The sequence below is a fragment of the Actinorectispora metalli genome (genome assembly GCF_056323685.1).
In genome coordinates, this window is the sequence record NZ_JBREYE010000001.1 from 2,654,226 (window position 1) to 2,680,947 (window position 26,722).

Below are 26,722 nucleotides of genomic sequence, written 5' to 3' on the forward strand. Positions count from 1 at the left end.
TGCGATCTGGGTCACTGCCTACCCTGGATCGTTGTGAACCTGGAAGAGCTTGCCGTCTCCGGGCCGCTGTTGCTGGCCACCGGGGTCGCGCTGCTCGCCGGGGCGGTCAGCTTCGCCTCGCCCTGTGTCGTTCCGCTGGTGCCGGGCTACCTGTCGTACCTGGCCGGGCTGGTCGGTGCGCAGGCGCCCGCGGTGACCTCGGACGAGCCCCGGCCGCAGGGGCGCTGGCGGCTCGCGGGGGCGGCGGGGCTGTTCGTCGCCGGGTTCACCGCGGTGTTCGTGGTGGTGCCGCTGGGCATCATCGGCGTCGCCGACGCCCTGCTGCGCAACGAGGACCTGTTGCAGCGCATCGGCGGGGTGCTGACCATCTTCATGGGCTTGGTGTTCGTCGGGCTGGTGCCCGGCATGCAGCGGGAGTTCCGCTCGCACCGGGTGCCCAGGATCGGGCTGGCGGGCGCCCCCGTGCTCGGCGCGTTGTTCGGGCTCGGCTGGACGCCCTGCCTCGGGCCGATGCTCACGGCCGTGATGAGCGTCGCGGTGGGCAGCGGCAGCCGCGGCGTGATCCTGCTGCTCGCCTACTGCGCCGGGCTCGGCGTCCCGTTCGTGCTGCTCGCCGTCGGCGCGGGCCGGGCGGTGTCGGCGGCGGCCTGGCTGCGCGATCACGGGCGGGCCATCCAGATCACCGGCGGGGTGCTGCTGCTCGTGGTGGGCACCCTGCTCGTCACCGGCCTGTGGGGGGACCTCATCGCCATGCTCCGCAACCCCATCAGCGACTTCGAGACGCCGATCTGATGCCGGTCCGGCTGTCCGACGCGTGGGCGTTCGCGCGCAACACCTGGCGCGGGCTGACCAGCATGCGCACCGCCCTGATCCTGCTGTTCCTGCTGGCCATGGCCGCGCTGCCCGGCGCGCTGCTGCCGCAGTACTCGCTGAACGCCGACAAGGTCGCCCAGTACCGGCGGGATCACCCGCAACTGGGCGAGTGGCTGGAGCGGCTGGGCTTCTTCGAGGTTTTCGCCAGCGTCTGGTTCGCCTCCATCTACCTGCTGCTGTTCATCTCGCTCATCGGCTGCCTGGTGCCCCGCACCTGGGAGTACGCCAAGCAGATGCGCGCGAAGCCGGTCCTCACCCCGCGCAACCTCAGTCGCCTGCCGCACTTCGCGACATCCACCGCGGACGTGACGCCGGAGCAGGCAGCCGACACCGCGCAGCGGCGGCTGAAGGGCTGGCGGCTGACCCGCCGCGAGGAGCCGGGCGGCGCGGTCACGGTCAGCGCGGAGCGCGGGTACCTGCGGGAGACCGGCAACCTGGTCTTCCACCTCTCCCTCGTCGGGCTGCTGGTGTTCTTCGCGATCGGCAAGCTGTTCGGTTACGAGGGCCAGGTCATCGTGGTGGCCGACGGCAAGCAGGAGTTCTGCAACACCGGACTGCTCAACTACGACACCTTCCGCCCCGGCCTGCGCGTCGACGGCACCAAGCTCACCCCGTTCTGCCTGCGCGCCAACTCTTTCGATGTGCGCTACCTGCCGGGCGGCCAGGTCGACGGCTTCCGCGCCGACCTGGAGTACCAGGGCGAGGACGCGCTGGCGAGCGGCCGCTGGGACAGCCACCAGCTGGAGGTCAACTCGCCGCTGCGGCTTCAGGGTGAGCGGGTGTACCTGCTGGACCACGGGTTCGCGCCCCGGTTCGTGGTGACCTTCCCCGACGGCACACAGCGCACCGGGCAGATCCAGTGGCGCAACTCCGACCCCTCGATGCTCTCCGAGGGCGCGATCAAGCTCGACACCCCTGGCGTGACCGACCCCGAGCAGCGGCGCAAGACCCAGTTGGCGATCGTCGGGCTGTTCGCGCCGACCGCGTCCTTCGACGGCACGCTGCTCACCTCCGGCTCACCGGAACTGCTCGATCCCGCGGTGGCGATCAGGGTGTTCCGCGGTGACCTCGGCAACGAGTCGGGCCGCGGGCAGTCCATCTTCGAGATCGACCAGTCGATGGTGACCGCCGGGCGGCTCAAGCAGGTGACCAGCGTGAACCTGCCGCTCGGCAAGGACACCACGCTGGAGGACGGCACCAGGATCCGCTTCGACGGCGTCGACCGCTGGGTGGGGCTCCAGGTCTCCCACGACCCTGGGCAACAGGGCGTCCTGCTGTTCAGCATCCTGGTGATTCTGGGGCTCGGCCTCTCCCTGACCATCAAGCGACGGCGCGTCTGGCTGCGGGCCACCCCGGCAGCCGACGCGGACGGTGCCGGACGTACCGTGATCGAGGTCGGCGGGCTGGCCCGCACCGACCAGGCGGGATACGGCGAGGAGTTCGGCAGGCTCTCCGCCGACCTGCTCGGCGGCAGGAAGGACAGTTGATGCAGGTCAACCAGACACTGGCGGTCTACAGCGACTGGGCCTACTCCAGCGCACTCGTGGTCTACCTGTTCGCTTTCATGCTGCACGCCGCCGAACTGGCCTTCGGCCGCCCCGCGGTGCGCAGGGAACGGGAACTGGTGGCCGCCGGACCGGTGCCCGCGCCCCCGCTGGAGCAGCCGGTCAGGGCCGAGCGGCCCCAGCGGTCCCGGCCGGAGCGGTTCGGCCGGATGGGCATCGCGCTGACCGTGCTGGCCGCGCTGGTGCACCTGGTGTCGCTGACCCTGCGCGGACTGTCCGTCGGCCGGGTGCCGTGGGGCAACATGTACGAGTACATCTCGGCGGTCTGCCTCGCCGCGGTCATCGCCTGGCTGTACCTGCTGCACCGCAACGCCCGCACCGCCGACGCCGAAGGCGCCCCGCTGCGCCACCTCGGCGCCTATGTGCTGCTGCCGATGACCATCCTGCTGTTCCTCGCGGGCACCTACCTCTACGCCGAGGCCGCGCCGCTGCTGCCCGCGCTGCGCTCGTACTGGATCATCATCCACGTCTCCGCCGCCATCATCGCCAGCGGCGTGTTCATGGTCTCCGGCGTCGCCAGCGTGCTCTACCTGCGCCGCGCCTCCTTCGAGGCGGGCGGCGGCAAGACCGGCGGGTTCGCCTCCCGGCTGCCCTCGGCCGACACGCTGGACCGGCTCGCCTACCGCAGCACGGTGTTCGCCTTCCCGCTGCTCACCTTCGGCATCATCTGCGGCGCCATCTGGGCCGAGGCGGCCTGGGGCCGCTACTGGGGCTGGGACCCCAAGGAGACGGTGGCCTTCATCGCCTGGGTCGTCTACGCGGCGTATCTGCACGCCAGGGCGACCGCGGGCTGGCGGGGCAGGCGGGCCGCGATGGTCAACATCCTGGGCTTCGCGCTCACCGTGTTCAACCTGTTCTTCATCAACCTCGTGACCGCCGGTTTGCACTCCTACGCCGGGGTCTGAGGCGGTGCATTTCGACTGGGTGAAGCCTCACAACCACGCCGAGCCCGGTTCGACTCACCGCGGCTCATACGGCTAACGTCCAGGTTGTCAGGTCGGGAGCAACCTTCGCGGGAGGCAGCACTGTGAGCGGCCAGGTTGAACCGTCGGGTCCGTACCAGGACGCCAACACCTCCGGTCCGCAGTCCGTCGGCGGCGGCCCGTCCGAGCCGCATCCCACGCCCTCCTACGTCGACCCCGATGCCGAGCAGTACCCGGCGCCCGGCACGCAGTCCGGCCCCTACCCGACCCAGGGCAACACCTCAGGCCCCTATCCTGTCGGCGGTTCCGGCCCCTACGCCGTGCCCGGCGCCACCTCAGGGCCCTACCCGGTCGGCGGTTCGGGTCCGCACCAGATCGGCGGCGGCCAGTCCGGCCCGCAGTACGTCGAGCCGACCCCGTCGGGCCCGCAGCAGGTGCCCGGCCAGGGCTTCGGGCAGTACCAGCGGCCGCCGGGTCGCCCCGGCGGCAGGCACGCCGCCCACGGTGACGAGCTGTCCTCGGCGCGGCTGATCCGCCAGACCAAGCGGCCACCGCAGACCGGGTGGCGCAAGACGCTCTACAGCGTCAGCGGCGGTGCCATCAACCTCGGCGAAAGCCAGGAGGACCTGCGTCGCAGGGAGCTCATCGCGCGGGTCAACCAGCCGCTGCACGGCTGCTACAAGATCGCGATGCTGAGCCTCAAGGGCGGGGTCGGCAAGACCACGACCACCACCACGCTGGGCTCCACGTTCTCCTCGCTGCGCGGGGACCGGGTTGTCGCGGTGGACGCCAACCCCGACCGCGGCACGCTGAGCCAGAAGATCCCGCTGGAGACCACGGCCACCGTGCGGCACCTGCTCCGCGACGCTTCGCGGATCACCAAGTACAGCGATGTGCGGTCCTACACCTCGCAGGGGCCGAGCAGGCTCGAGGTGCTGGCCAGTGAGCAGGACCCGGCGGTGTCGGAGGCGTTCAGCGAGGAGGACTACCGGCGCACCGTGCGGCTGCTGGAGCACTTCTACAACATCGTGCTGACCGACTGCGGCACCGGACTGATGCACTCCGCGATGAAGGGCGTGTTGGACGTCGCCGACTCGTTGGTGATCGTGTCCTCCGGTTCGGTGGACGGCGCCCGCAGCGCATCGGCCACGCTGGACTGGCTGGACGCCCACGGCTACGGCGACCTGGTGTCCCGGTCCGTCGCGGTGATCAACTCGGTGCGGCCCAAGTCGGGCAAGGTGGACCTCGACCGGCTCGCGCAGCACTTCGCGGCGCGTTGCCGGGCGGTGTGCAGGCTGCCCTTCGACGAGCATCTGGAAGAGGGCGCGGAGATCGAGCTTGACCAGCTGGCGCCCGCCACCCGGCTCGCCCTGCTGGAACTGGCCGCCACCGTGGCCGACGACTTCCCGCACGCGATCAGCCGCAGCCGCGCCCACTAGCCCCCCGGCGGCTCAGCCCGCCGGGTTGTCACCCGGCTTCTTGCGGCGCTGCTCCCTGGCGCGCTCACCGAGGCGGCGCAGGAAGTCCGGGTCGTCGTCCGGCGCCAGCGTCGTCGGCTTGGTCGGCTTGACCGGCTGCGGGCCGAAGGCACGCCAGGCCAGCACAGCCAGGCTCACGAAGCCGATAGCGGCCAGGATGTAGAGCATCGCCGCACCTCCCAAGTTCCTTCGATGACGCCGTCCGACGAGGCTAGCCCTTCCCAGGGTACGCAGCGGTGGGTAAGACGACGGTCACGTCGCGGCCCCACTCTCGAATCCCAGCCGAGCCTGCGTGTCCGTCCGGTGGTCTGGGCCAATCCTGGCTGGTCCGAGGCCATAACATCGGCGGCGAAATGATGTTGAGACAGCTTACAGAGCTTGCTTGATGAGAGTCGTTCGCGGCAAACGCGGCAGGTGAATCACCCTGAACGGCGGTTGACGGGTCAACGAAAGTCGACTTTCGGCCGCTCATGCCCGGTGGGTAGCGGTTTCCGCTGGTACGTCCGCCGGTCGTTGGGCTGAACGGGTGAGGCGACGGTAACGAGCAGGCAGAACGGCTGTCACCTACGGAAGCCGATCTCCCGCCTATCGAAAGATCGATTTGCCGCCGCCGTCGCGGTATGCTGACCGTGCGTAAGATTTGTTGCAGAATTTCTGAGCAAAACCTGGTGCTTGTACATGCGAACAGGTTATAGTTCCTAAACTATGGAGCTTGAGGTACGGCACCTCCGCGTACTGGTGACAGTCGCCGATGTGGGCAGTGTTTCCAAGGCTGCCGCCAAGCTGGGTCTGTCCCAGCCCTCGTTGTCAGGTCAGCTCAAGCGGATCGAGCGCGTGATGGGCGCTCAGCTGTTCGAGCGGTCACCCAGTGGTGTCGAACCGACGGCCTTCGGCCGGTTCGTCCTCGCCAAGGCCCGTACCGTCCTCGCCGAGATGGCCGAGTTGCGGCCGGACGCCCGTAGACAAACCGGGGAGCACCGCCAACGCGTGATCCGCATCGGCGGGGTGCCCGGCCCGATCATCGCCAGACTGGCGCTGTGCCTGCGTCGCAGGCTGTCCGCAGCCCCCGGCGTAATGGGCGAGACCGAGGTGCACAGCCACGTGGAGCAGTCCTCGCTGGCGCTGCTGCGGCTGATCGGCGCCGACCGGCTGGACGCGGCGATCGTGGAGGAGTTCTCCGGTCACGAGCTTCCCCAGGTGCCCGGGGTGCAGCGCACCGAGATGATCAGGCGAGAGCCGGTCTTCGTGGCGCTGGCCGAGCACCACCGGCTGGCCGACCGGCAGGTCATCGAACTGGCCGACCTCGCGGACGAGTCGTGGATCACCGATCCGCTGCAGGATTCCGGGGAGTCGTCGCACCTGCGCACCGCCTGCCAGGCGGCCGGGTTCGTCCCGCAGATCCGCCACCACGCCACCGAGGTCGCCGCCGCCCGCGGCTTCGTCTCCAGTGGGCAGTGCGTGAGCCTCGCGCAGGCCACCTCGACGGAGGGGTTCGGTATCCGGGTGCGGCCGCTGGCCGGCGATCCGATCTCGCGGAGGCTGGATGTCGTCTGGTCCGACCGCGGCGCGGTGGACGGGGAGATGATGCGGCGCGCGGCCGTCGAGGCCTACCTCGGCCTTGTCGACGTGAACCCGTCGTTCGCCTACTGGTGGTCGACGCACCCCGAGGTGCATCCCAAACTCGACTGAGCTTCTCGGCCGCTGCCCTGCGGATTGTCGGTCGGGGGAGCGTTCGCGCGGCGAGGGCGGGAAACACGGCCTGAGTGTGTTCCCGCGCTTCGCCCGCGACGCGTTTACCGACTCGCCATCCGCAGGCAGAGCAGCCAAGTGCCCGCTGGTCTACAGCGGGATCAGGCCCCGCCCGCCTCGGTGGTGAGGTTGGCGAGCAGTGCCTTGACCTCGGACTCCCGGAACCGGCGGTGCCCACCCGGGGTGCGGATGGAACCGATCCGGCCCGCGGTGGCCCACCGGGTCACGGTCTTGGGGTCGACTCGGAACAGACTGGCCACTTCGCTCGGCGTGAGCAGCTGCTCGCCAAGTTCCTCATGGGACTGAGCTGTTGCGGTCACCGGCTACCTCCTCGGTTGAGCAGAATGCGGCTTCACGTACATCGTGACCACATCGTGACACGTCACCCGTCAGGTACTCGAACGCTTGGGTGAAAGTAAAGGGTGAGTAAGGGACGAAAAGGCCGCTACCGGACAGTTTATGGAAACGCTGCGTATTCAAAACACGGGGGCGGTGTCCTACGGCGGGCCGGTGTCGACGGCCTCGTAGGCTGTCGGGCCATGGACTCCGTTGATCGCCAGATCATCGCCGCCCTGCGGGCCAACGGGCGGGCGACCTACGCCGACCTCGGCAGGCAGGTCGGCCTTTCGCCCTCGGCGGTGCACGAGCGGGTCGGCAAGCTGGAAGCGGCCGGTGTGATCATCGGCTACCACGCGATAGTCGACCCGAGCACCGTCGGCCTCGGGGTGACCGCGCTGGTCGGCATCGAGCCGAGCGACACCGGCGACGACGATGCCATCGCGGTCTCGCTCGGCGAGTTGCCCGAGGTCGAGTCCTGCTACGCGGTGGCGGGCGAGGAGGCCTTCGTGGTGAAGGTCCGGGTGCCCACCGTCGACGAGCTGGAACGCACCCTGGGCAGGCTGCGGCGCATCACCGGGGTGGCCAGGACCAGGACCACCGTGGTGCTGTCCACCCGCTTCGAGGGCAGGCCCAACACCCCCCAGTTGGAGCCGGAACCCAAGGCCAAACCCGGCAAGCCCGCACTCGGCGAGGACGTAGTCTGATGAGCGTGAGCACAGCCGAATCGAGCGGTCGGCGGACCGCCCTCGGCCGCGATCTGACGCTGTACACACTGGGCAGGCTGGCCATGGTGGCGGTCTTCGCGGTGGTGCTGATGCTGTTCAAGGTGCCGCTGCTGGTGGCCTTGGCGGTGGCGATCGTGGTGATGATGCCGCTCTCGCTGTTCGTGCTCGGTGATCTCCGCAGGCGGGTGGCGCAAGGCCTTGCCGAGCGCAAGGCGCGGCGGGACGCGCTGCGCGCGAAGCTCCGCGGCGAGGGCTGAATCTCGGGGTTACGGTGAGTTCGGACACGGATGTCCGTTACATCCCGTGACTGTCGTAGCCGGACGGCTTCTTGACTCATTCTTGGTGAATACAAATCCCCCAGGGCAGGCTCGTGCCCTCGGGGAGAGCATTCGTTAGGAATCGGACAGCCAAAACGCGAATCACTTTTCAGATTCGCGTTGCGACGCTGGTCACGTCCCGGTCAGGCGCGGAGCTTCACCGCGTAGCTCGCCAGACCGAACTCCAGGAACGACATGGCCTGGTCCACCCAAACCTGCCACTGGTCGCGGTCGACGGTCTCGTGATGGATGAGCCGTTCGAAGAGCGCGGTCAGCGTGCCGTACATGGCGGCGGCGGCGACCTGGGGCTCGACATCCATGACGTCCTTGCCCGTCTCCTCGGCCAGCACACTTGCCAGCACCTGCTGGTAGTGGGCGTTGATCTGCCGTTGTTTGGCGATCAGCGACGGGTTGCTCCGCAACTCGTCCATGACCCGCCTGGTCTCGGCCATGGAGAAGTCCTCGGCCTGGGCCATCCGCACTGTCATCAACGCCTTCCAGCCCTCCATCGCGGAGGCGCCCGGCGGGCGTTCGCGCATGACCTGGCGGAGTTGGTCGGCGAAGGTCTCGTCGTCCTGGACGAAAAGGTCTTCCTTGGTCGGGAAGTAGTTGAAGACGGTCTTCACCGAGACCTCGGCCGCCTCGGCGATCTCGGCCACCGTGACGTGCGCGAATCCCCGTTCCAGGAAGAGCTTCTTCGCGGTGTGCGCGATGATTTCCCTCGTGCGCTGCTTCTTGCGTTCCCTCAGCCCCGGATCTGGCACGCCTGCCAGTATAGTTCACCGCGAGAGAAATTACACTGGTTGTAAGTTTTCACTCGCTGTGGTTACAGTGGTCGCATGACATCACTGGGGCATGGCGGGGGCACCAGGCCACTCGTCGTGGTCGAGGGCCTGCGAAAACGCTTCGGCGAGACGCAGGCTCTTGACGGGATTGAGCTGCAAGTACCGCGGGGGACCGTGCTGGGCCTGCTCGGGCCCAACGGCGCGGGCAAGACGACAACGGTCCGGGTGATCAGCACGCTGCTGCGCCCGGACTCCGGCCGGGCCATGGTGGACGGCTTCGACGTGGTGCGGCAGCCGGACGAGGTGCGCAGCCGCATCGGCCTGACCGGTCAGTACGCGGCGGTGGACGAACTGCTCACCGCCAAGGAGAACCTGGTCATGATCGGCAGGCTGTCCCGGCTGCGGACCAAGCAGGCCAGGGTCCGCGCCGAGGAGCTGCTGGACCGCTTCCGGCTCGACGACCGGGCCGACTCGCTGGTCAAGGGCTTCTCCGGCGGTATGCGCAGGCGGCTGGACCTGGCGGCCAGCCTGGTCGTCGCGCCGCCGCTGCTGGTGCTGGACGAACCGACCACGGGGCTTGACCCACGCAGCAGAATCGAGGTCTGGGCAACAATCAAGGAGCTGGTCGACGGCGGAACCACTGTTCTGCTGACAACTCAGTACTTGGAAGAGGCTGACCAGCTTGCCGATCGAATCGTCGTCATCGACCATGGACGGGTGATTGCCGACGGCACGTCGGCGCAGCTCAAGCAACAGGTTGGTGGACTGGAGCTCGAGGTCGAGCTGGCAACGCCACACCCGCAGATTGTGGAGACAAGCCGGTGCCTGCTTCAGGTGTTGCTGGGGAAGGACGTCACCGTCGACCCGGTGGTGGGCAGGCTTACGGTGCCGGCCGAGGGGGTCCGGACCCTTACGGAGGCGATGCGCGTCCTCCAAGTGGCAAACATCGACGTGGCGGCGGCCGCGTTGCGGAGGCCGAGCCTGGACGAGGTCTTCCTCGGCCTCACGGGCAGCAAGCAGGAGCCCAGCGCCAACGGCGTGACCCACCCCAGCGGCAGCCGCGGGGGGACGAGGCCGTGACCATGGTGATCAGCGCCCAGCGTCCCTTCGGACCCTGGGCCAAACTGAGCTGGATTCTCAACGATTCCATCGTGATGATCGGCCGCAACCTGCGGCAGATCCCGCGGGTGCCGGAACGCCTCGGCGCCGCGACCTTCCAACCGCTGATGTTCGTGCTGCTCTTCGCCTTCGTCTTCGGCAGCGCCATCGAGATCCCCGGCGTGAACTACCGCGAGTACCTGATGGCGGTGATCTTCGTCCAGTCCGCGATCTTCGTGTCCGTGTTCACCGGGGCAGGCCTGGCCACGGATTTGCAGGCGGGGCTGATCGACCGGTTCCGCTCGCTGCCGATGTCGCGATCGGCGGTGCTGGTGGGACGAACCGTCGGCGATGTGGCCGAGTCGACGATCGGCCTCACCGTGATGGTGCTGTGCGGTCTGCTGATCGGCTGGCGGGTGCGCGGCACGTTCTGGGAGACGGTGGCGGCCTTCGGTCTGCTGCTGCTGATCGCCTACAGCCTGGTGTGGTTCGGCGCCCTGCTCGGCATGCTGGTCCGCAACCCGGCCGCGGTGCCGCAGATCGCGACCGCGGTGCTCTTCCCGATGGTGTTCCTCAGCAACGGCTACGCCGACACCTCTCGCATGCCGTCCTGGCTGCGCTGGGTGGCCGACCACAACCCGGTCAGCGCGATGGTCAGCGCGGAACGGCAACTTTTCGGCAATCCCGCGCCGCCCGCGCCGGACGTCTGGATGCTCCAGCACCCGGTGCTCGCCACGCTGATCTCCTGCACGGTGATCCTGCTGGTGTGCTGGCCGCTCGCGGTGCGCCGCTACCGCACGATCTAATCGCTCACCGGGGTCGAGTTGGTGTAGGCGACCTCGGTCAGCGCCTCGAAGATGTCGCGCAGCCAGCTCACCACGTAGCAGGCGTCATCGGCGAGGTCGAAGCACAGCGGCTGGTCCAGCAGTTCGGGCCTGCCCGCGGCGGTCGCGGTGGCCACCCCGAGGGCCTCGATGCTCCACAGCCAGCTGGTCAGGTCGGTGGCATCGTGCAACAGCACGGTGCCGCCGTCGGCCGGGATCAGCTCGATGCCCTCCCGGATCGCCAGCCGAAGCTGCTCGAACAGCTCGGGCTCCCACAGCAGCTGGACCTCGGCGGGCTCCTCGGGCATGTAGTAGCCGATCAGCGCCCGCAGCACGGCATCCTCAGTGGGCACCCGCGGCAGCGCGACGCCGATGATCTCGCCGAGCGGGTAGTCCGTGGTGTACTCGCCGACCCGCAGGTCGAGCACCTCTTCGAGCGCGACGAAGTGGTGGCGCAGCCAGTCCAGCTGCCAGCGGAGGAACGTGCCGATGATCACGTCCTCGGTGCGATCCCAACAAATCACGGCGCCACTCACCACCCAATGATCGACGGGCCGCACCCCAACTTGCCAGTAGTGCCGGAGTCGAATTCAGCCGGGTCCGATATCGACTGGTGTTATCCCCGCGGTATCAACAGATATTGGGCCTGTCGGCCGTCTACGCTGCGCCACGTGCACGTCGACCGAGGTTGTGAGAAGACGCGAGGCTGGGTCAGCGAGGCGGTCCGGGTGATCGACGCGGACGCCAACCGCAGCGCCGACACCCACCTGCTGCGTTACCCGCTGCCCGCGGAATGGGGCGTCGACCTCTACCTCAAGGACGAGTCCACCCATCCGACCGGATCGCTGAAGCACCGGTTGGCGCGGTCGCTGTTCCTCTACGCGATCTGCAACGGCTGGGTCCGGGAGGGCATGCCGGTGATCGAGGCGTCCTCCGGTTCGACCGCGGTGTCGGAGGCCTACTTCGCGCGGCTGCTGAACCTGCCGTTCATCGCGGTGATGCCGCGTTCCACCAGCGGCGAGAAGATCGCCCTCATCGAGCACCAGGGCGGCCGCTGTCATTTCGTCGACGAGCCCGGCGCCATCTACGACGAGTCCCGGCGGCTGGCAGTGGACCTGGGCGGCCACTTCATGGACCAGTTCACCTACGCCGAGCGCGCCACGGACTGGCGCGGCAACAACAACATCGCCGAATCGATCTTCTCGCAGCTCACCCTGGAACGGCATCCCGATCCGGAGTGGATCGTGGTCGGCGCGGGCACCGGCGGCACCGGGGCCACCATCGGCCGCTTCATCCGCTACCGGCGACACCGCAGCAGGCTGGCGGTCGCCGATCCCGAGCACTCGGTGTTCTTCAACGCCTGGACCCAAGGCCGCGACGACGTGGTCGGCACCCGAGGCTCCCGCATCGAAGGCATCGGCCGCCCCCGGGTCGAGCCCTCGTTCCTGCCCCACGTCATCGACCGCATGTTCGCGGTGCCCGACGCCGCCTCGATCGCGGCCATCCGCTACGCCGAGAACGTGCTCGGTCGCCGAGTCGGCGGCTCCACCGGCACAAACCTCTGGGCGGCGTTCCAGCTGGTCGCCGAACTCCGCGCCGCAGGCGAGCAAGGCAGCGTGGTAACGCTGCTGTGCGACGGCGGCGAGCGCTACGCCAACACCTACTACAACGACTCCTGGCTCGCCGCCGAAGGACTCGCGCTGGAGTCCTTTATGGACACGTTGGCCGCCTTCCACGCCACCGGTGAATGGCCGGAACCCTAGGCTGCGCCGGTTCGTCTGACAGGTATGGGTGACCAATCGTGGGCGAGTCCCGAGGTCCGTGCCGCCCAAGCCGCGCTGGACGCAGCCCTCAGCCACGCCGACGACGCCCTGAAGAGAGCGATCGACCGCCTGGAAGCCGACGACCTCGCCCCGGAGCCTCCGCCGCCTACACGCCGCGACGACGATGACGACCACGGCGACCGTCCAATCCTCCGCGACGCCTGGTGACCAGCCCCGATCCCAGCAGGCACGCTCACCCGGCTCGCCACGGCGGACCGTGTCCAGTGAATCTTCGGCGAGTTTCGGCGTTTGTCAGCCGATGGCCAGTGCCAGTGCGGTGACCGCGGACCAGGCGAGCATGGCCAGGCCGGTCTGCTTCAGCACGGCGATCAACGCCCTGCCCCGCAGGCCGCCGACGATGGTCCGTGCCGCGGGCACGATCAGCGGCACCGCGAGGAATCCCGCCAGCGCCAACGGAAGGTTGAAGCCGAGCAGCGTGGTGAGCAGGAACGGCACAATCACCAGCGCCACGTAGAGGCTGCGGGTGTCGGCGTCACCGAGCATCACCGCGAGCGTCTGCTTGCCGGTGGCCTCGTCGGTCGGGATGTCGCGCAGGTTGTTGGCCACCAGCACCGCCGCCGAGAAGGCGCCGACACCCACCGCCCCGCCGATCCCGACCCCGCTGATCTGGTCGGCCTGCACGAACTGGGTGCCCAGCACCGCGACCGGCCCGAAGAACAGAAACACCGCGACCTCACCAAGGCCCGCATACCCGTAGGGCCGCTTGCCGCCGGTGTAGAACCACGCCGCCGCGACGCACAGCAGCCCCAGCACACCCAGCGCCCAATACCCCGAAGCGAAGATCAACAGCCCGCCCGCGATCAGCGCCACCGCGAAACTCGCGAACGCCGCCGCCTTGACCTGCCCAGGCCGAGCCAGCCGCGTGGCCACCAGCCGAACCGGACCCACCCGGTTGTCGTCCGTGCCGCGAATGCCATCCGAATAGTCGTTGGCGTAGTTCACCCCGATGACCAGCGCCAACGACACCACCAAGGCCAGCAGCGACATCCACCACACGAACCCGTCGCTCCCCGCGGCGGCCCCGGCCCCCACCAGAACCGGCGCGATCGCATTGGGCAGCGTGCGCGGTCGCGCCCCCTCCACCCACTCACTCAGCGTGGCCATGCCCCATATCCTGCGACATGCCTGCTCGGGCGCCGTCCCCCACCCCCGCCCCACCCTCTGCCACCCTGAAAGACGGGGGAACCTCAGCACGCCCTACCCCCTGCGTCGACACCATGACCCCCCAGGGGCGCATGATGTCGACGCGGGTCGGCATGATGCGGTTTCGCGTATCAGCAGACCGGCCGAGCACCCGGTGGCACCAGCAGCGCGGCGCGTGGCACGAAAGAGTTCTTCCCGATCCGCAGCCAACTGGCCGAGGTGCCCTGCGAGCCCGTGACCTGCTGGCCGGTGGTCCGGCACTCGAGCAGCACCTTGGCGTGGTCGCCCGCCATCCCGGTGACCGGCGCCGAGGCCGACGGTCCACTCCGGACCGCCAGCGGACCGCCGTCCACCGTGCGGACCGTGCCGTAAGGGCCAGGTCCGGTCCACAGGTAGGTGACCGTCACCCACGAGTTGGTCTTGAGCAGCAACGCGTCCCAGAAGACCCCGTCGCCGAGGTCGATGCCTGCCGGGTTCTTCACCTTCCTGGCGTACTGGTCCTTGCCGCCGTTGTAGCCGTCCTGGTAGGCCGCTTGTGACTGCGGCTGCCCCTGCGGAAGGTCTTGCCACATCTGCCGCGGCCTGCCCCAGTAGTTGTCCCTGGTGTTCCACGGCCCGATGTCCCACACCGGCGCCCACGCGCAGCGGCCGTTGCCCGCGCACACCCGCACCGAGTACGCGCCGTTGCCGCGCACCGCGAGCGCGCTGCGGGAGGGCAGTGCCACGAAGTGATCGCGCTCCCTGATGATGTGCCCGTTCGCGGTCCTGCCGCCCGCCAGCCCTTCCCTGGTGGCGAACACCCGGAAGCTCTGCACCGGCGTCGCGGTCGGGCCTGCGCCCGACAGCAGCGAGGCGGTCAGATCGAGACGCCGGACCGTCGGTGTCCGTTGCTGGTTCGGGGCCGTCAGCACGATTCGGGCCTGCACCTCGGAGGTCTCCGCACCGAGCGCAACCGGCGTTGAGCCCGCGGTCACCCACTCGCCCCACTCGCCGTCGGCCCGCTTCGGCCGGGCCTCCACGACAGCAGTCGACTCCTGCGGCACGGTGGTGCCGAGAGTCGCACCGACCTGGTTCACGGGCGCGGAAAGCACCCGGGGCGGCAGCACCAGCATTCCGCTCACCTCCGTCGGGCTGCTTTCACCGCGGGGTATCTCATCCTGGGTCAACCGCACCCCGGAGCCGGTCACCTGGATATTGTTGTCATCACTGTCCACTGTGAATTCTTCAACAGTCCAAGAGCTGAAGTTCGCCGCCCTCGGATTTGCCGCACCTGCGCCGGGTGCAACGCTCAGAGCAGTGGAAACAGCTATGACAACAGCTGTCGCCGGAGTCCTCTTGCGCATTGCGAATATGGACATATCCGCCCCCGTGTTTCCGTCTTGAACATCACGGAATGATCAAGTGGCGGTAGTCTACGTAAGAAGTCAAGAAACGGCCGGGCGGATCACACCTCAGTGGACAGTATTTTCCTCAGCGCCGACCGGTCGACTTTCCCGGCTCCGCGGAGGGGCAGTTCGTCCAGGAAGATCACCCGTCTCGGCGTAGCCGCCGCACCCAGCCGGTCACGGACCGCTGCCCGCAGTTGATCGGCCTCGATGGTCTCGGTGGCCACCACTGCCGCGGTGACGACCTGGCCCCACTCGGGATCGTCCACGCCGACCACGCAGCACTGCGCGACACAGGGATGTTCGCCGAGCACCTGCTCCACCGGTCCCGGGGCCACCTTCACGCCGCCGCTGACGATCATGTCGTCCGCCCTGCCCAGCACCTGCAACCGCCCGTCCGGCAACAGCCTGCCCAGATCGGTGGTGTAAAACCAGCCGTCCCGGAACGCTGCCGCGGTGGCCGCCGGATCACCCCGGTAGCCGCGGGACAGCATCGGCCCGGACAGCGCGACCGTGCTCGCCGCGGTCAGCCGCACCGACACCCCGTCGAGCGGCCTGCCGTCGTACACGCAGCCGCTCGCGGTCTCGCTCATGCCGTACGCCGGAATCACCCGCACCCCGCTGTCCTCGGCGCGAGCCCGCAGTTCCGGCGAGGTCGCTGCCCCGCCGAGCAGGATCGCGTCGAACCCGCGCGCCGCCGCCAGCGCCCGGCGGTCGTCCAGCAGACGCGACAGCTGAGTCGGCACCAGCGCGGTGTAGTGCCTGCCCGGCAGCGCCAACACCTGCTCCGCGCCCGCGGCGAAAACGTCCGGGCGGAAGCTCCGCCCGCGCTCGACAGGCACCGCGCGGGTGCCGCCGACCAGGCAGCGGACCAGCACCGCGATCCCGCCGATGTACTGCGTCGGCGTCGCGAGCAGCCAATGGCCGTGGCCACCGAGCCGCTCCGCGGTGGCCACCGCCGAGGCGGTCAACGCGGTGGCCGACAGCAGCACCCCCTTGGGCCGTCCCGTCGACCCGGAGGTCGCCACCACCACGGCCGTCGGGTCCGCGGGATCGTCCTCGTCGGGACCAAGTGGCCCGGTGAGCGGCGGCACCGCGCCCGTAACCGGAAGCACCGCCGGGCCTGCCCCGGTCAAGGCCTCGCGGAGTGGTTCGAGCAGGGCCAGCGGGTTCCCGCCGACCTCGACCGCCACCACCTGCCGGGCCATCGCGAGCGCCTAGAAGTAGTGCGGGAAGCGGGACCAGTCGGGGTCGCGCTTCTCCAGGAACGCGTCCCGGCCCTCCACGGCCTCGTCGGTCATGTACGCCAGCCTGGTCGTCTCACCCGCGAAGATCTGCTGGCCGACCAGACCGTCGTCGATCAGGTTGAAGGCGTACTTCAGCATCCGCTGCGCGGTGGGCGACTTGCCGTTGATCTCCCGCGCCCACTCCAGCGCGGTGGCCTCCAACTCGGCGTGCGGCACGACCGCGTTGACCGCGCCCATCCGCTGCATCTCCTCGGCGGAGTAGGTGCGGCCGAGGAAGAAGATCTCCCTCGCGAACTTCTGCCCGACCTGCCTGGCCAGGTACGCCGAGCCATAGCCGCCGTCGAAGCTGCCGACATCGGCGTCGGTCTGCTTGAACTTGCCGTGCTCCGCGCTGGCCAGGGTCAGGTCGCAGGTCACGTGCAGGCTGTGCCCGCCGCCCGCGGCCCAGCCGTTGACCACCGCGATCACCGGCTTCGGCATGAACCGGATCAGCCGCTGGCACTCCAGGATGTGCAGCCGCCCCGCGCGGGCCGGGTCGACGCTCGCCGCGGTCTCACCCGAGGCGTACTGGTAGCCGTCGCGGCCGCGGATGCGCTGGTCGCCGCCGGAGCAGAAGGCCCAGCCGCCGTCGCGCGGGGAGGGGCCGTTGCCGGTGAGCAGCACGCAGCCGACATCCGAGCTCATCCTGGCGTGGTCCAGCGCCCGGTAAAGCTCGTCCACCGTGTGCGGCCGGAAGGCGTTGCGCACCTCGGGCCGGTGGAACGCGATGCGCACCGTGCCCTGGTCGACGGCGCGGTGGTAGGTGATGTCGGTGAAGTCGAAACCGTCGACCGGCTTCCAGGCCGACGGGTCGAAGATCTCGGAGACGCCAGTCACGTCGGTGAGCTTAATGCGGCGTAGGTGTCCGCAGAGCGTGGCAGGAGTCATTCCTGTTACGTCCGTCAGTCGTGTCAGTCTGGAGGGGTGGGTGTCGATCCGTGCATAACAGGGCATCCGCATCGGGTGGTTCCGGTGCGGCCGACAGGGGGATGCGCCACCACGCCGTTCCGCTGGCACCCGGACGGCGACTTCACCCGAAAGCTTTTCGGAGCTTTGATGGCAGGAGGCGGGTTCTCTGGTCTCGGCGATCGTTGCCCGAGCGTGGTGGACTATGGAAACCGGCACAGCTCGACAAAGCTGACGACATCTCGACGGGCGGTAGGTTTGAGTAGTTTCGCGGCGGCGTCGAGGCGAGAGGGCTGCGCGTGAACCCTTCCACCGCCCAGGCCCGGGTTATCGTCGACGAACTTGTTCGCAACGGTGTCCACCACGTGGTGCTCAGCCCCGGCTCGCGCAACGCCCCGTTGTCCTTCGCGCTGCACGACGCCGCGGTGGCGGGCCAGATCACCCTGCACGTGCGCATCGACGAGCGCAGCGCGGGTTTCCTCGCGCTGGGCATCGCCGCGCGGAGCAACCGCCCGGTCGCGCTGACCTGCACCTCGGGCACGGCCGCCGCCAACCTGCATCCCGCGGTGGCCGAGGCCGACAAGGCGGGCGTGCCGCTGCTCGTGATCACCGCCGATCGCCCGCCCGAGTTGCGCACCGCGGGCGCCAGCCAGGTCATCGACCAGACTCGCCTCTACGGCACCGCGGTGCGGCTGTTCGACGAACTTGCCGTCGCCGAGCGGCGCGGCAACCAGAACTGTTACTGGCGCAGCCAGATCTGCCGTGTGGTGGCTGCCGCCCGCGGCCAGTGGCGGGCCGGGCCCGTGCACCTCAACGTGCCGTTCCGGGAGCCGCTGGTGCCCGCCGCCGACGGCCAGGTGTGGCCGGAGACACTGAGTGGGCGCGCCCACGGCGGCCCGTGGGTGGAGGTCGCCGACCAGGGCCTTCAGCCTGGCGAGGTCACCCCGACCGCCCGCCGCGGGCTGGTGTTGCTGGCCGACGGTGATCCCGAGGTGGCCTCGGAATGGGCCGACCGGCACGGCTGGCCACTGCTCGCCGAGAGCGGTGGGGCAGGCGTCAACGCGCTGCCCGCGGGCATGTGGCTGCTCGGCGCCACCGACTTCCTCCGACGGCACCGGCCGGAACAGGTGCTCTGCTTCGGGCGCCCCACCGTGTTCCGCCAGGTCCAGCGGTTACTCGCCGAGCCGGAGATCGAGGTGCTGCTCGTCCATGGCGACCCCACCACCTGGCCCAATCCGGCACACGGGCTGACCGCTGTCGGGCAGGCGGTGGCCGAGCCCGCCAAACCGGCCGATCCGGACTGGCTGGACGCCTGGCAGGGCGCGGACCGGGTGGTGCGCACCGCGCTGGCCAAGGCGGTCGACGGCGAGCCGTGGCCCAGCGGAGTCGGAGTCGCCCGCCAACTGCTGCACCAGCTGCCCACCGGCGGACTGCTGGTGGCCGGTTCATCCAACCCGACGCGCGACATTGCGCTCGCCGCTTTCAGCCGCCCGGACCTGCTGGTACACCGCAACCGCGGGGTGGCGGGCATCGACGGCACCATCTCCACCGCCCTCGGCGCCGCGATCGTCCACAACGGACCTTCCTACGCCCTGCTCGGCGATCTGACCTTCCTGCACGACTCCAACGGCCTGCTGCTCGGGCCCGGCGAGCTTCGCCCTGATCTGACCATCGTGGTGCTCAACGACAACGGCGGCGGGATCTTCTCGCTGCTGGAGCAGGGCGCCGCCGACTACGCCGACAGCTTCGAGCGGGTCTTCGGCACCCCGCACAGCACCGACCTCGCCGCCCTCTGCGCCGCGCACCGGGTGCCGCACGCCTACGCCGACTCCGCCGCCGAGCTTCGCGCCGGGCTGTCGGAGCAGGAGGGCCTGCGGGTGCTGGAGGTGCGGGCCGACCGGTCCAGGCTGCGCGGGCTGCACGAGAAACTGCGCACAGTGGTGGCGGCAGCCGTCGGCTGAGGGCCGTTCGGTCCAACCCCGCGCGCTGCCTGGCGCAGATACGTCGGCAATGGAATTAATTCCTCGTCTCACCCGGTTGGGTTTGAGTAGCTTTCAGCTACATGGCTCCACAGGCCCTCTGAACTGGGGAGGAACACCTTTGCTCGGCAAAAAGAGCTGGCGGACGGGGGTCGCGGCGGGTGTCGTCGCGTCCTTCCTCGCATTACCTGCCCTCGCGGGCACCGAAGGTCCGGGCGCGCCCGGACTCGGTGACTCCTACTACCCGGGAGACGGCAACGGCGGATACGACGTCTCCCACTACGACATCCGGCTGCGCTACGAGCCCAGCACCGACTTCCTGAAGGGCTCAACGACGATCGTCGCGAAGCCCACCCAGGACCTGACCCGCTTCAACCTGGACTTCGCGCTCAAGCCGTCCTCGATCAGGGTCAACGGCAAGCTCGCGAAGTTCACGCAGGCAGGCACCGAGGTCGAGGTCACCCCGGCGACCAAGCTGACCACGGGCGCGCTGTCCACGTTCGTCGTGGAGTACGAAGGCGTGCCCTCCACCGTCAAGGTCGACGGCCGAACCGACTGGGTGCGCACGCCCGACGGCGCCGCCGCCATCGGCGAGCCGCACATCGCGGCGTGGTGGTACCCCAGTAACGACCACCCGACCGACAAGGCCACCTTCGACGTCTCGGTCTCGGTGCCCGCGGGCACCGAGGTGATCTCCAACGGCCTGCTGCTCGCGCAGCGTCCCGAGGCGGGCAACCGCACCCGGTGGAACTGGCGCTCCAGCCGTCCGCAGACCACCTATCTGACGTTCGTGACCATCGGGCAGTTCGACATCGTCGAGTCCACCGGTCACAAGGGCCAGAAGCTGATCAACGCGTACTCCCACGATCTGGGTGACGCGCGCGGCGCGGCGCAGGCCAGCATCGAGCGCACCGCCGAGGTCATCGAGTTCCTGGAGCCGTACTTCGGCGAGTGGCCCTTCGAATCACAGGGCGGCGTGGCCATCGGCGGTCAGCCCTGGTTCTCCGCGCTGGAGAATCAGACCCGCCCGGTGTACGCGCCTAGCTCGTGGCGCAGCGGCACCAACATCTCCGTCGTGGTGCACGAACTGGCCCACCAGTGGTTCGGCGACTCGGTTTCCGTCGCCGACTGGCGCAACATCTGGCTGAACGAGGGCTTCGCCACCTACTCCCAGTGGCTGTGGTCCGAGGCCAAGGGCGAGGGCACCGCGCAGGAGCTGTTCGACTACTACTACGCCACGCTGCCGGACGACTTCTGGCAGGTGGCACCCGGTAACCCCGGCAAGGAGAACAACTTCCACGGCTCCGTCTACACCCGCGGTGCGATGACGTTGCAGGCGCTGCGCAAGGAGATCGGCGACGAGGCGCTGCGGGCCACCGTGCTCGCCTGGACCTCGCAGAAGCGCTACTCCAACGCCAGGATCGAGGAGTTCATCGAGCTGGCCGAGAAGACCTCGGGCAAGCAGCTTGACGAGCTGTTCAACGCCTGGCTGTTCACCAAGGGCAAGCCGAAGGTCGGCTCGGCCGCCGAGTCCCGCTCGGCTCGTTCGGCCGTGGTGCCCGGTAAGCCGAAGTCTTTCGACAAGATCGAGGTGGCCAACCGCCACAACGCGCCGACCGGCCACTGAGCCGAGGCGTTCGAGCTGGTGGAACCCGTGAGTGGTCGTTGCCACTCACGGGTTTTCCAGCGCGTCCCGGATGGGGATCATCTTCGCCACGGCCTCGGCCACCTCGGTGTCCGGATCGGACTCGGCGACGACGCCGCAGCCCGCGAACAGCCGCGCGACGCGGCCGTGCACCTGTGCGCAGCGCAGCGCGATGCCCAGTTCGCCCTCGCCGTTGGCGTCGACCCAGCCGATCGGCCCGGCATAGCGGCCGCGGTCCATGCCCTCCAGCTCGTCGATCAACGCGATCGCCTCGGCCCGCGGGGTGCCGCCGACAGCGGCCGTCGGGTGCACCGCCGCCGCGAGTCTCAGCAGTGAAGCGGGCTCGTCGGCCAGTCGGCCGCTGACCTCGGTGGACAGGTGCAGCACGTTGGGCAGCCGAAGCACCTCGGGTGCGTCGGGAACCGACAGGTCGGTGCACAGCGGCGCGAGCGTCTGCGCCAGTGAGGCGACCGCGAACTCGTGTTCCTCGCGGTTCTTGCCCGAGCCCAACAGCTCCGCGGCCAACTCGTCGCCGTCGACGCCGTCGCGGGGCCAGCTGGTGCCCGCGAGCACACGGGAGAACACCTGCCTGCCGCTGCGGCGCAGCAGTAACTCGGGTGTCGCGCCCACCAGGCCGTCCACGGCATAGACCCAGCAACTCGGGTACCGCCGCGCCAACCGGTTCAGCAGGAACCGCGGATCCAGCGCGGTGTCGGCGGTGGCGATCAGGTCATGCGCCAACACGACCTTGCCGACCTTCCCGGCCCGCATCCGGCGCACGGCCTCGCCGACCGCCTCCCGGTAGGCGGGCACGTCCAGTTCGCCGTCCGAATACCGCACCACCCGCGGTGTCGTCACCGGCAGCACGGCGCGGGAGGCCGCTGACTCGTCTGTCTCGTCGGGCTCGGGGGAGATCTCGGTGATCCAGGTGTGCTCGCCGCGGCGGCCCGCGATCACCTTCGGCACCACCAGCACCGAGTCGCCGGGATCGTCGGCGAAGGCCATGCTCACGAACGCCACCGCGCCGGTTCCGGGCAGCCCGACCTCATCGCGGACCTCGAGCCCCTCGGTGAACTCCCGCCACCAGCGCTCCGCGTCGGCGAACCGCCGCGCGCCGCCGGGCTGGAACCGGGCGACCTCGCCCCAGCCGACCAGCCCCTCGCCGCGGGCCACCCAGGCGAACGCGGACGCGGGTTCGGGCAGCAGTTCCAGCAGGTCGGCACGCGATGCGACCAGCCTCGTGCGTACGCACAACTTCTCGCTGAGGTCCTGGGGCGCCGTGCTGGTCACCTTTCGAGCGTATGAGCCTCGCTCGGGTGATGCGCGATCGGGCATGGTGTGGTCTTGCTCTCCCCGCGGGCGGCCGCGCCAAGTGCCGGTGGCGGCGAAGGCGGGCGCTCTACACTCGGCCGTCGTGGTCCAACGTGTGAGCGGTATCCCGCGGTCGGTCAGAGCCACCCGGCTGGCGCGCAACGCCCTGGTCGGGGTCGGCTGCGTGTTGTCGGGCCTGTGCGTGGTGCTGCTGATCGCGATCTGGCTGGACGACCGGGCCATCGACCGCAACCTGGGCCGCTCCACCGCCGAGGTGCTCTCGGTGTCGCTGAACCGGACGCTGGTGCGGTTCAACACCGACGACGGCTCCGTGCACATTCCGCAGACCGGTGTCCTGTACCCGAGCGGGTTGGAGGAGGGTCAGCTGGTGCGCGTCGAGTACGCCACCGACAACCCGGAGCTGGTCAGGGTCGCGGGCCGCGATGTCACCGTCGCCTTCCTACCGCTGGGCACCCTGCTGGCGGGCAGCTGGGCGGTGCTGCTCCCGTCGATCTGGTGGCTGCGCCGCCGTGAGCAGGCACTTGTGACAGTCGAGCCGCAAATCAGCGAAAAGGTGTAACATGAGACCCACCTACAGGGAGGTGGGTCGATGCTCGAGGCGTCCGAACAGGAGCTGGAGCAGCACTTTCAGCGCACGGTCGACGCGGAGACCCGCATCGAGCCGCGCGACTGGATGCCCGCGGGCTATCGCAAAACGCTGATCAGGCAGATCGCCCAGCACGCCCACTCGGAGATCATCGGCATGCAACCGGAGGGCAACTGGATCACCCGCGCCCCCTCGCTGCGCCGCAAGGCGATCCTGCTGGCCAAGGTGCAGGACGAGGCGGGCCACGGCCTGTACCTGTACGCGGCCACCGAGACCCTGGGCATCGACCGGGACGAGCTGACCGAGAAGCTGATCAGCGGCGGCCAGAAGTACTCCTCGATCTTCAACTACCCCACCCTGACCTTCGCCGACGTCGGCGTGATCGGCTGGCTGGTGGACGGCGCCGCGATCTGCAACCAGGTGCCGCTGTGCCGCACCTCCTACGGCCCCTACGCCAGGGCCATGATCCGCATCTGCAAGGAGGAGTCCTTCCACCAGCGGCAGGGCTACGAACTGCTGATGACCATGATGCGCGGCAGCGAGCGCCAGCGGCAGATGGTGCAGGACGCGACCGACCGCTGGTGGTGGCCGTCCCTGATGATGTTCGGCCCACCGGACGACGACTCGCCCAACACCGCCCAGTCCATGGCGTGGCGGATCAAGCGGCACACCAACGACGAACTGCGGCAGAGGTTCGTGGACATGAGCGTCCCGCAGGCCGAGAAGCTCGGCGTCACCCTGCCCGACCCTCGGCTGCGCTGGAACCCCGAACGCGGCCACTACGACTTCGGCCAACCGGACTGGGACGAGTTCTGGCAGGTCGTGAAGGGCAACGGCCCCTGCAACGCCGAACGCGTCGAACACCGCAAGGCAGCCCACGACGCGGGCGCCTGGGTACGGGAGGCGGCCGTAGCCCACGCCGCCAAGCGCACCGAGCGTGCCGCATGAGCTGGCCGCTGTGGGAGGTCTTCGTCCGCGGCAAGCGCGGCCTGAACCACGTGCACGTCGGTTCGCTGCACGCCCCCGACGCCGAGATGGCCGTGCGCAACGCACGTGACCTCTACACCCGCCGCAACGAGGGCGTCAGCATCTGGGTGGTGCCCGCGGCGGCCGTCACCGCCTCCAGCCCGGACGAGAAGGACCCGTTCTTCGCGCCCAGCGGCGACAAGGTCTACCGCCACCCCACGTTCTACGCCATTCCCGACGACGTGCCACACCTGTGAGGCGCTCATGAGCTTCGACAACGCCTATGAGTCCCTCACCGAGGACCACCACGACGACGCGCGCTGGGCCTACGGCACCGGCTTCGCCGACGAACTCGCCGACGTACAGCGCTCGGTGCCGTCCGACGTGGACCCCGCCGACCTTGGCACGTATGCCGTCATGCTCGCCGACGACGCCCTGATCCTGTCCCAGCGGCTGTCCGAATGGTGCTCGCGCGCCCCCGAGTTGGAAGAGGACGTTGCGCTGGCCAACATCGGTCTCGACCTGCTTGGCCAGGCCCGCCTACTGCTCACCAGGGCAGGCGAGGTGGCCCCCGAGCTGCGGCCCGCCATCGCGCCGTCCCACGTGCCCGACGAGGACGCCTTCGCCTACTTCCGCGACGAGCGCGAGTTCCGCAACGTGCGCCTGGCGGAGCTGGACTGCGGCCCTGGGCCCGGTGGCGACTTCGGCACCACCATCGCCCGCCTGCTGCTCTTCTCCTGCTGGCGCCTGGAACTGCTGGTGCGCCTGCGCGGCTCCGCCGACCCCGTGCTCGCAGCCATCGCCGCCAAGGGAGTGAAGGAACTCGCCTACCACCGCGACCACGCCGCCCAGTGGGTGGTCCGCCTCGGCGACGGCACCGAGGAGTCCCACCGCCGCATGGTTGCGGGCCTGGACCAGGTGTGGCCCCACCTCGACGAACTGTTCGTCCCGCATCCCGTGGAGACCCGCCTGCCCGGAGTAGCGGTGGACGTGAGCACCCTGCGGTCCACTGTGGACGAGGTGCTTGGCCAGGTGTTCACAGCGGCCGGCCTGAACCGGCCGGACCAGCGCCAACTCCCCGCGGTGCCGGGCAGCCTCGGCCGCGACGGCGTGCACACCAGGGCCATGGGCTTCCTGCTGGCCGAACTTCAGCACCTGGCCCGATCCCATCCGGAGGCGGTGTGGTGACCGCGCTGAGCCGGGCCCGCGAAGTCGCGGCGCAGGTGTGCGACCCGGAGTTGCCGGTGCTCACCCTGGCCGACCTCGGCGTCCTCCGCGACGTGAACGTGGACGGCGACCGCGTCGTCGTCACGATCACCCCGACCTACTCGGGCTGCCCCGCGCTGGAGGTGATGCGCGACGACCTGCGCGGCAGGCTGGCCGAGGAGGGCTTCGACAAGGTGGAGATCCGCACCGTGCTCCACCCGGCGTGGACCACCGACTGGATCAGCGAGGACGGCCGCCGCAAGCTCGCCGACTACGGCATCTCCCCACCATCCCGGCAGGCATCGCGCCCGCAGGGGCCAATTCCCCTCCAATTGGCACCCCCCACCCGAAAAGTGGCCTGCCCCCTCTGCGGCGGCACCGAAACGGCACTGCTGGCGGAGTTCTCCTCCACGGCCTGCAAGTCGCTGTACCGCTGCACGCAATGCCGGGAACCGTTCGAACACATCAAGGAGATCTGATGACGGCGGTTGCCCCGCGGACGGCCCGGCGCACGGTCTTCCACACCCTCCGCGTGTCCACAGTGGACAAGCTTTGCGCCGATGCAGCCGCCGTCACCTTCGAGGTGCCAGACGAGCTGGCGGCGGAGTTCGCCTACCGCCCCGGCCAGTACCTCACCCTCCGCCGCACCGTGGGCGGCGTCGAGGAACGCCGCTCCTATTCGATCTGCTCCCCGGTCGGCACCCCACCGCGCATAGGCGTGCGACGCGTGGACCGCGGCCTGTTCTCCAGCTGGCTGGTCGACGAACTGCGCCCTGGCGACGAGGTCGAGGTCCTGCCCCCGCTCGGCAACTTCACCCCGTCCCTCGAGCCCGCCCACCACTGCCTGATCGCCGCGGGCTCCGGCATCACCCCGGTGCTGTCCATCGTGTCCAGCGCGCTGGCGGCCCACCCCGACACCCGAGTGACACTGCTGTACGGCAACCGCCGCACCGACACCGTGATGTTCGCCGACGACCTGTCCGACCTGAAGGACCGCTACCCGGCCCGCTTCCAGCTCATCCACGTCCTCAGCCGCGAACCCCGCGACGTGGAGCTGTTCTCCGGCCGACTCGACGCCGACCGCCTCCGCCGCCTCTTCGACCTGGTCGTGCCTGTCCCGGCGATCGACCACTGGTGGGTCTGCGGCCCCTACGGCATGGTCTCCGACGCCGAGGCCCTCTTCACCGAGCGCGGCATCCCCGCCGACCGCGTGCACCACGAGCTGTTCTACGTCGACGCCCCGCCGCCCGAACCCATCCGCGCCGAGGACACCGCCAAACTAGAAGGCCCCGCCAGCCAGGTCACGGTGGTCCTGGACGGCCGCGAGACCGACCTGCTCCTCCCACGCGACGCCACCATCCTCGATGCGGCCCAACAGGTCCGCGCCGACCTCCCCTTCGCCTGCAAGGGCGGCGTCTGCGGCACCTGCCGCGCCAAACTCACCACCGGCGAAGTCCGCATGCTCCGCAACTACGCCCTGGAGCAACACGAGTTGGACGCGGGCTTCGTCCTCACCTGCCAGTCGCTTCCGGTGTCGGACAAGCTCACCGTCGACTACGACGCGTGATCTGTTGATTGAGGGGTGGGCCCCCGCGCCAACGGGGGCCCACCGGGTCCGAACTCGTCCGGGTCATCAGACAGGCGTCGGAGTGTCTGCCTTGCGGCCGACTCGCCAACGGTAAGTGGACCCGTGGAAGCGGCTGCGAGCCGTCCAACGGAAGGAAATTTTTCCGGACGGTGAGGACAGACGGGGCTGGCGGTGAGTCAG

At 69.4% G+C, this 26,722-nt stretch carries 28 protein-coding genes; 19 read left to right on the plus strand and 9 right to left on the minus strand.

The features are described 5' to 3' along the window. Positions 1-33: 33 nt before the first annotated feature. The 4 genes from ACU6XJ_RS12510 to ACU6XJ_RS12525 all read left to right on the plus strand — a co-directional run bounded on the left by ACU6XJ_RS12510 (position 34) and on the right by ACU6XJ_RS12525 (position 4,800). Positions 34-792 carry a cytochrome c biogenesis CcdA family protein gene (locus tag ACU6XJ_RS12510; RefSeq protein ID WP_476310052.1) on the plus strand — a complete coding sequence of 253 codons (759 nt, stop codon included), beginning with the start codon at positions 34-36 and terminating at the stop codon, positions 790-792. After that, a complete protein-coding gene (gene resB / locus ACU6XJ_RS12515; protein WP_476310055.1) occupies positions 792-2,360 on the plus strand; it encodes a cytochrome c biogenesis protein ResB in 1,569 nt (522 codons plus the stop codon). The genes ACU6XJ_RS12510 and resB overlap by 1 nt, the downstream gene beginning before the upstream one ends. Next, positions 2,360-3,343 carry a c-type cytochrome biogenesis protein CcsB gene (gene ccsB / locus ACU6XJ_RS12520; protein ID WP_476310057.1) on the plus strand — a complete coding sequence of 328 codons (984 nt, stop codon included), beginning with the start codon at positions 2,360-2,362 and terminating at the stop codon, positions 3,341-3,343. Before resB ends, ccsB begins: the two co-directional genes overlap by 1 nt. Positions 3,344-3,465: 122 nt before the next feature. Next, positions 3,466-4,800, plus strand: a complete 1,335-nt coding sequence (locus ACU6XJ_RS12525; protein WP_476310059.1) for a MinD/ParA family ATP-binding protein — start codon at positions 3,466-3,468, stop codon at positions 4,798-4,800. A 12-nt stretch (positions 4,801-4,812) separates the two neighbouring features. Here ACU6XJ_RS12525 and ACU6XJ_RS12530 read toward each other — a convergent pair whose 3' ends face one another. Next, positions 4,813-5,007: a hypothetical protein gene (locus ACU6XJ_RS12530; protein ID WP_476310062.1), complete on the minus strand. Its 195-nt coding sequence runs from the start codon at positions 5,005-5,007 to the stop codon at positions 4,813-4,815. Positions 5,008-5,544: 537 nt separating this feature from the next. Here ACU6XJ_RS12530 and ACU6XJ_RS12535 point away from each other — a divergent pair. Beyond that, the gene (locus ACU6XJ_RS12535) at positions 5,545-6,528 is read left to right on the plus strand and encodes a LysR family transcriptional regulator (protein WP_476310065.1); all 984 of its coding nucleotides are present in this window, start codon (positions 5,545-5,547) and stop codon (positions 6,526-6,528) included. Positions 6,529-6,689: 161 nt separating this feature from the next. On the opposite strand, the gene ACU6XJ_RS12540 is transcribed toward ACU6XJ_RS12535, so the two are convergent. Beyond that, the gene (locus ACU6XJ_RS12540; RefSeq protein WP_476310068.1) at positions 6,690-6,908 is read right to left on the minus strand and encodes a BldC family transcriptional regulator; all 219 of its coding nucleotides are present in this window, start codon (positions 6,906-6,908) and stop codon (positions 6,690-6,692) included. 219 nt (positions 6,909-7,127) lie between these two features. Between ACU6XJ_RS12540 and ACU6XJ_RS12545 the strand changes: the two genes are divergently transcribed. Further along, positions 7,128-7,631 carry an Lrp/AsnC family transcriptional regulator gene (locus ACU6XJ_RS12545; protein WP_476310071.1) on the plus strand — a complete coding sequence of 168 codons (504 nt, stop codon included), beginning with the start codon at positions 7,128-7,130 and terminating at the stop codon, positions 7,629-7,631. After that, positions 7,631-7,909, plus strand: a complete 279-nt coding sequence (locus ACU6XJ_RS12550) for a DUF4229 domain-containing protein (protein ID WP_476310073.1) — start codon at positions 7,631-7,633, stop codon at positions 7,907-7,909. The genes ACU6XJ_RS12545 and ACU6XJ_RS12550 overlap by 1 nt, the downstream gene beginning before the upstream one ends. A gap of 203 nt (positions 7,910-8,112) precedes the next feature. On the opposite strand, the gene ACU6XJ_RS12555 is transcribed toward ACU6XJ_RS12550, so the two are convergent. After that, positions 8,113-8,733, minus strand: coding sequence for a TetR family transcriptional regulator (locus ACU6XJ_RS12555; protein WP_476310076.1), 621 nt, complete (start codon positions 8,731-8,733; stop codon positions 8,113-8,115). A gap of 75 nt (positions 8,734-8,808) precedes the next feature. On the opposite strand from ACU6XJ_RS12555, the gene ACU6XJ_RS12560 reads away from it, so the two are divergent. Both ACU6XJ_RS12560 and ACU6XJ_RS12565 read left to right on the plus strand, forming a co-directional pair. Beyond that, a complete protein-coding gene (locus ACU6XJ_RS12560) occupies positions 8,809-9,834 on the plus strand; it encodes an ATP-binding cassette domain-containing protein (RefSeq protein ID WP_476310079.1) in 1,026 nt (341 codons plus the stop codon). Between the two features lie 2 nt (positions 9,835-9,836). Further along, positions 9,837-10,658 (plus strand): ABC transporter permease, encoded by an 822-nt coding sequence (locus tag ACU6XJ_RS12565; protein ID WP_476313974.1) that lies wholly within the window; start codon positions 9,837-9,839, stop codon positions 10,656-10,658. On the opposite strand, the gene ACU6XJ_RS12570 is transcribed toward ACU6XJ_RS12565, so the two are convergent. Next, on the minus strand, positions 10,655-11,212 hold the full coding sequence (locus tag ACU6XJ_RS12570; RefSeq protein WP_476310082.1) for a DUF2017 family protein: 558 nt from the start codon (positions 11,210-11,212) through the stop codon (positions 10,655-10,657). The genes ACU6XJ_RS12565 and ACU6XJ_RS12570 overlap by 4 nt on opposite strands. A 135-nt stretch (positions 11,213-11,347) precedes the next feature. Between ACU6XJ_RS12570 and cds1 the strand changes: the two genes are divergently transcribed. Continuing rightward, positions 11,348-12,439 (plus strand): L-cysteine desulfhydrase Cds1, encoded by a 1,092-nt coding sequence (gene cds1 / locus ACU6XJ_RS12575; protein ID WP_476310085.1) that lies wholly within the window; start codon positions 11,348-11,350, stop codon positions 12,437-12,439. 24 nt (positions 12,440-12,463) lie between these two features. Then, complete coding sequence (locus ACU6XJ_RS12580) at positions 12,464-12,667, plus strand: hypothetical protein (protein WP_476310087.1); 204 nt, start codon at positions 12,464-12,466, stop codon at positions 12,665-12,667. Between the two features lie 84 nt (positions 12,668-12,751). Here ACU6XJ_RS12580 and ACU6XJ_RS12585 read toward each other — a convergent pair whose 3' ends face one another. From ACU6XJ_RS12585 to ACU6XJ_RS12600, 4 genes are all read right to left on the minus strand, one after another. Continuing rightward, positions 12,752-13,624, minus strand: coding sequence for a 1,4-dihydroxy-2-naphthoate polyprenyltransferase (locus tag ACU6XJ_RS12585; protein WP_476310090.1), 873 nt, complete (start codon positions 13,622-13,624; stop codon positions 12,752-12,754). A gap of 170 nt (positions 13,625-13,794) precedes the next feature. Then, positions 13,795-14,775 (minus strand): hypothetical protein, encoded by a 981-nt coding sequence (locus tag ACU6XJ_RS12590; protein WP_476313976.1) that lies wholly within the window; start codon positions 14,773-14,775, stop codon positions 13,795-13,797. A gap of 332 nt (positions 14,776-15,107) precedes the next feature. Continuing rightward, the gene (gene menE / locus ACU6XJ_RS12595; RefSeq protein WP_476310092.1) at positions 15,108-16,256 is read right to left on the minus strand and encodes an o-succinylbenzoate--CoA ligase; all 1,149 of its coding nucleotides are present in this window, start codon (positions 16,254-16,256) and stop codon (positions 15,108-15,110) included. A gap of 9 nt (positions 16,257-16,265) precedes the next feature. Then, the gene (locus ACU6XJ_RS12600; RefSeq protein WP_476310094.1) at positions 16,266-17,171 is read right to left on the minus strand and encodes a 1,4-dihydroxy-2-naphthoyl-CoA synthase; all 906 of its coding nucleotides are present in this window, start codon (positions 17,169-17,171) and stop codon (positions 16,266-16,268) included. Between the two features lie 368 nt (positions 17,172-17,539). Between ACU6XJ_RS12600 and menD the strand changes: the two genes are divergently transcribed. Both menD and ACU6XJ_RS12610 read left to right on the plus strand, forming a co-directional pair. Next, entirely contained in the window at positions 17,540-19,201 is a 1,662-nt protein-coding gene (gene menD, locus ACU6XJ_RS12605; protein WP_476310097.1) for a 2-succinyl-5-enolpyruvyl-6-hydroxy-3-cyclohexene-1-carboxylic-acid synthase, read from the plus strand. Positions 19,202-19,340: 139 nt separating this feature from the next. Beyond that, positions 19,341-20,846: a M1 family metallopeptidase gene (locus ACU6XJ_RS12610; protein WP_476310100.1), complete on the plus strand. Its 1,506-nt coding sequence runs from the start codon at positions 19,341-19,343 to the stop codon at positions 20,844-20,846. A 45-nt stretch (positions 20,847-20,891) separates the two neighbouring features. Here ACU6XJ_RS12610 and ACU6XJ_RS12615 read toward each other — a convergent pair whose 3' ends face one another. Beyond that, positions 20,892-22,154: an isochorismate synthase gene (locus tag ACU6XJ_RS12615; protein WP_476310103.1), complete on the minus strand. Its 1,263-nt coding sequence runs from the start codon at positions 22,152-22,154 to the stop codon at positions 20,892-20,894. A 124-nt stretch (positions 22,155-22,278) separates the two neighbouring features. Between ACU6XJ_RS12615 and ACU6XJ_RS12620 the strand changes: the two genes are divergently transcribed. Genes ACU6XJ_RS12620 through paaE form a run of 6 tightly spaced genes read left to right on the plus strand, consistent with a single transcriptional unit; the run spans position 22,279 to position 26,521 of the window. After that, positions 22,279-22,755 carry a DUF3592 domain-containing protein gene (locus ACU6XJ_RS12620; RefSeq protein WP_476310106.1) on the plus strand — a complete coding sequence of 159 codons (477 nt, stop codon included), beginning with the start codon at positions 22,279-22,281 and terminating at the stop codon, positions 22,753-22,755. A gap of 30 nt (positions 22,756-22,785) precedes the next feature. Next, positions 22,786-23,730 carry a 1,2-phenylacetyl-CoA epoxidase subunit PaaA gene (gene paaA, locus ACU6XJ_RS12625; protein ID WP_476310110.1) on the plus strand — a complete coding sequence of 315 codons (945 nt, stop codon included), beginning with the start codon at positions 22,786-22,788 and terminating at the stop codon, positions 23,728-23,730. Further along, the gene (gene paaB / locus ACU6XJ_RS12630; RefSeq protein ID WP_476310113.1) at positions 23,727-24,005 is read left to right on the plus strand and encodes a 1,2-phenylacetyl-CoA epoxidase subunit PaaB; all 279 of its coding nucleotides are present in this window, start codon (positions 23,727-23,729) and stop codon (positions 24,003-24,005) included. Before paaA ends, paaB begins: the two co-directional genes overlap by 4 nt. Before the next feature lie 7 nt (positions 24,006-24,012). Then, positions 24,013-24,936 (plus strand): 1,2-phenylacetyl-CoA epoxidase subunit PaaC, encoded by a 924-nt coding sequence (paaC, locus tag ACU6XJ_RS12635; RefSeq protein ID WP_476310115.1) that lies wholly within the window; start codon positions 24,013-24,015, stop codon positions 24,934-24,936. Continuing rightward, positions 24,930-25,433 (plus strand): 1,2-phenylacetyl-CoA epoxidase subunit PaaD, encoded by a 504-nt coding sequence (paaD, locus tag ACU6XJ_RS12640; protein ID WP_476310118.1) that lies wholly within the window; start codon positions 24,930-24,932, stop codon positions 25,431-25,433. Before paaC ends, paaD begins: the two co-directional genes overlap by 7 nt. Then, positions 25,433-26,521 (plus strand): 1,2-phenylacetyl-CoA epoxidase subunit PaaE, encoded by a 1,089-nt coding sequence (paaE, locus tag ACU6XJ_RS12645; RefSeq protein WP_476310121.1) that lies wholly within the window; start codon positions 25,433-25,435, stop codon positions 26,519-26,521. Before paaD ends, paaE begins: the two co-directional genes overlap by 1 nt. Positions 26,522-26,722: the final 201 nt, after the last annotated feature.

Coding starts and splice junctions, on each gene's coding strand:
- resB (WP_476310055.1), top strand. CDS start 792: ATGCCGGTCCGGCTGTCCGACGCGTGGGCGTTCGCGCGCAACACCTGG.
- ccsB (WP_476310057.1), top strand. CDS start 2,360: ATGCAGGTCAACCAGACACTGGCGGTCTACAGCGACTGGGCCTACTCC.
- ACU6XJ_RS12530 (WP_476310062.1), bottom strand. CDS start 5,007: ATGCTCTACATCCTGGCCGCTATCGGCTTCGTGAGCCTGGCTGTGCTG.
- ACU6XJ_RS12535 (WP_476310065.1), top strand. CDS start 5,545: ATGGAGCTTGAGGTACGGCACCTCCGCGTACTGGTGACAGTCGCCGAT.
- ACU6XJ_RS12545 (WP_476310071.1), top strand. CDS start 7,128: ATGGACTCCGTTGATCGCCAGATCATCGCCGCCCTGCGGGCCAACGGG.
- ACU6XJ_RS12550 (WP_476310073.1), top strand. CDS start 7,631: ATGAGCGTGAGCACAGCCGAATCGAGCGGTCGGCGGACCGCCCTCGGC.
- ACU6XJ_RS12560 (WP_476310079.1), top strand. CDS start 8,809: ATGACATCACTGGGGCATGGCGGGGGCACCAGGCCACTCGTCGTGGTC.
- ACU6XJ_RS12565 (WP_476313974.1), top strand. CDS start 9,837: ATGGTGATCAGCGCCCAGCGTCCCTTCGGACCCTGGGCCAAACTGAGC.
- ACU6XJ_RS12580 (WP_476310087.1), top strand. CDS start 12,464: ATGGGTGACCAATCGTGGGCGAGTCCCGAGGTCCGTGCCGCCCAAGCC.
- ACU6XJ_RS12585 (WP_476310090.1), bottom strand. CDS start 13,624: ATGGCCACGCTGAGTGAGTGGGTGGAGGGGGCGCGACCGCGCACGCTG.
- ACU6XJ_RS12590 (WP_476313976.1), bottom strand. CDS start 14,775: ATGCTGGTGCTGCCGCCCCGGGTGCTTTCCGCGCCCGTGAACCAGGTC.
- menE (WP_476310092.1), bottom strand. CDS start 16,256: ATGGCCCGGCAGGTGGTGGCGGTCGAGGTCGGCGGGAACCCGCTGGCC.
- paaA (WP_476310110.1), top strand. CDS start 22,786: ATGCTCGAGGCGTCCGAACAGGAGCTGGAGCAGCACTTTCAGCGCACG.
- paaB (WP_476310113.1), top strand. CDS start 23,727: ATGAGCTGGCCGCTGTGGGAGGTCTTCGTCCGCGGCAAGCGCGGCCTG.
- paaC (WP_476310115.1), top strand. CDS start 24,013: ATGAGCTTCGACAACGCCTATGAGTCCCTCACCGAGGACCACCACGAC.
- paaE (WP_476310121.1), top strand. CDS start 25,433: ATGACGGCGGTTGCCCCGCGGACGGCCCGGCGCACGGTCTTCCACACC.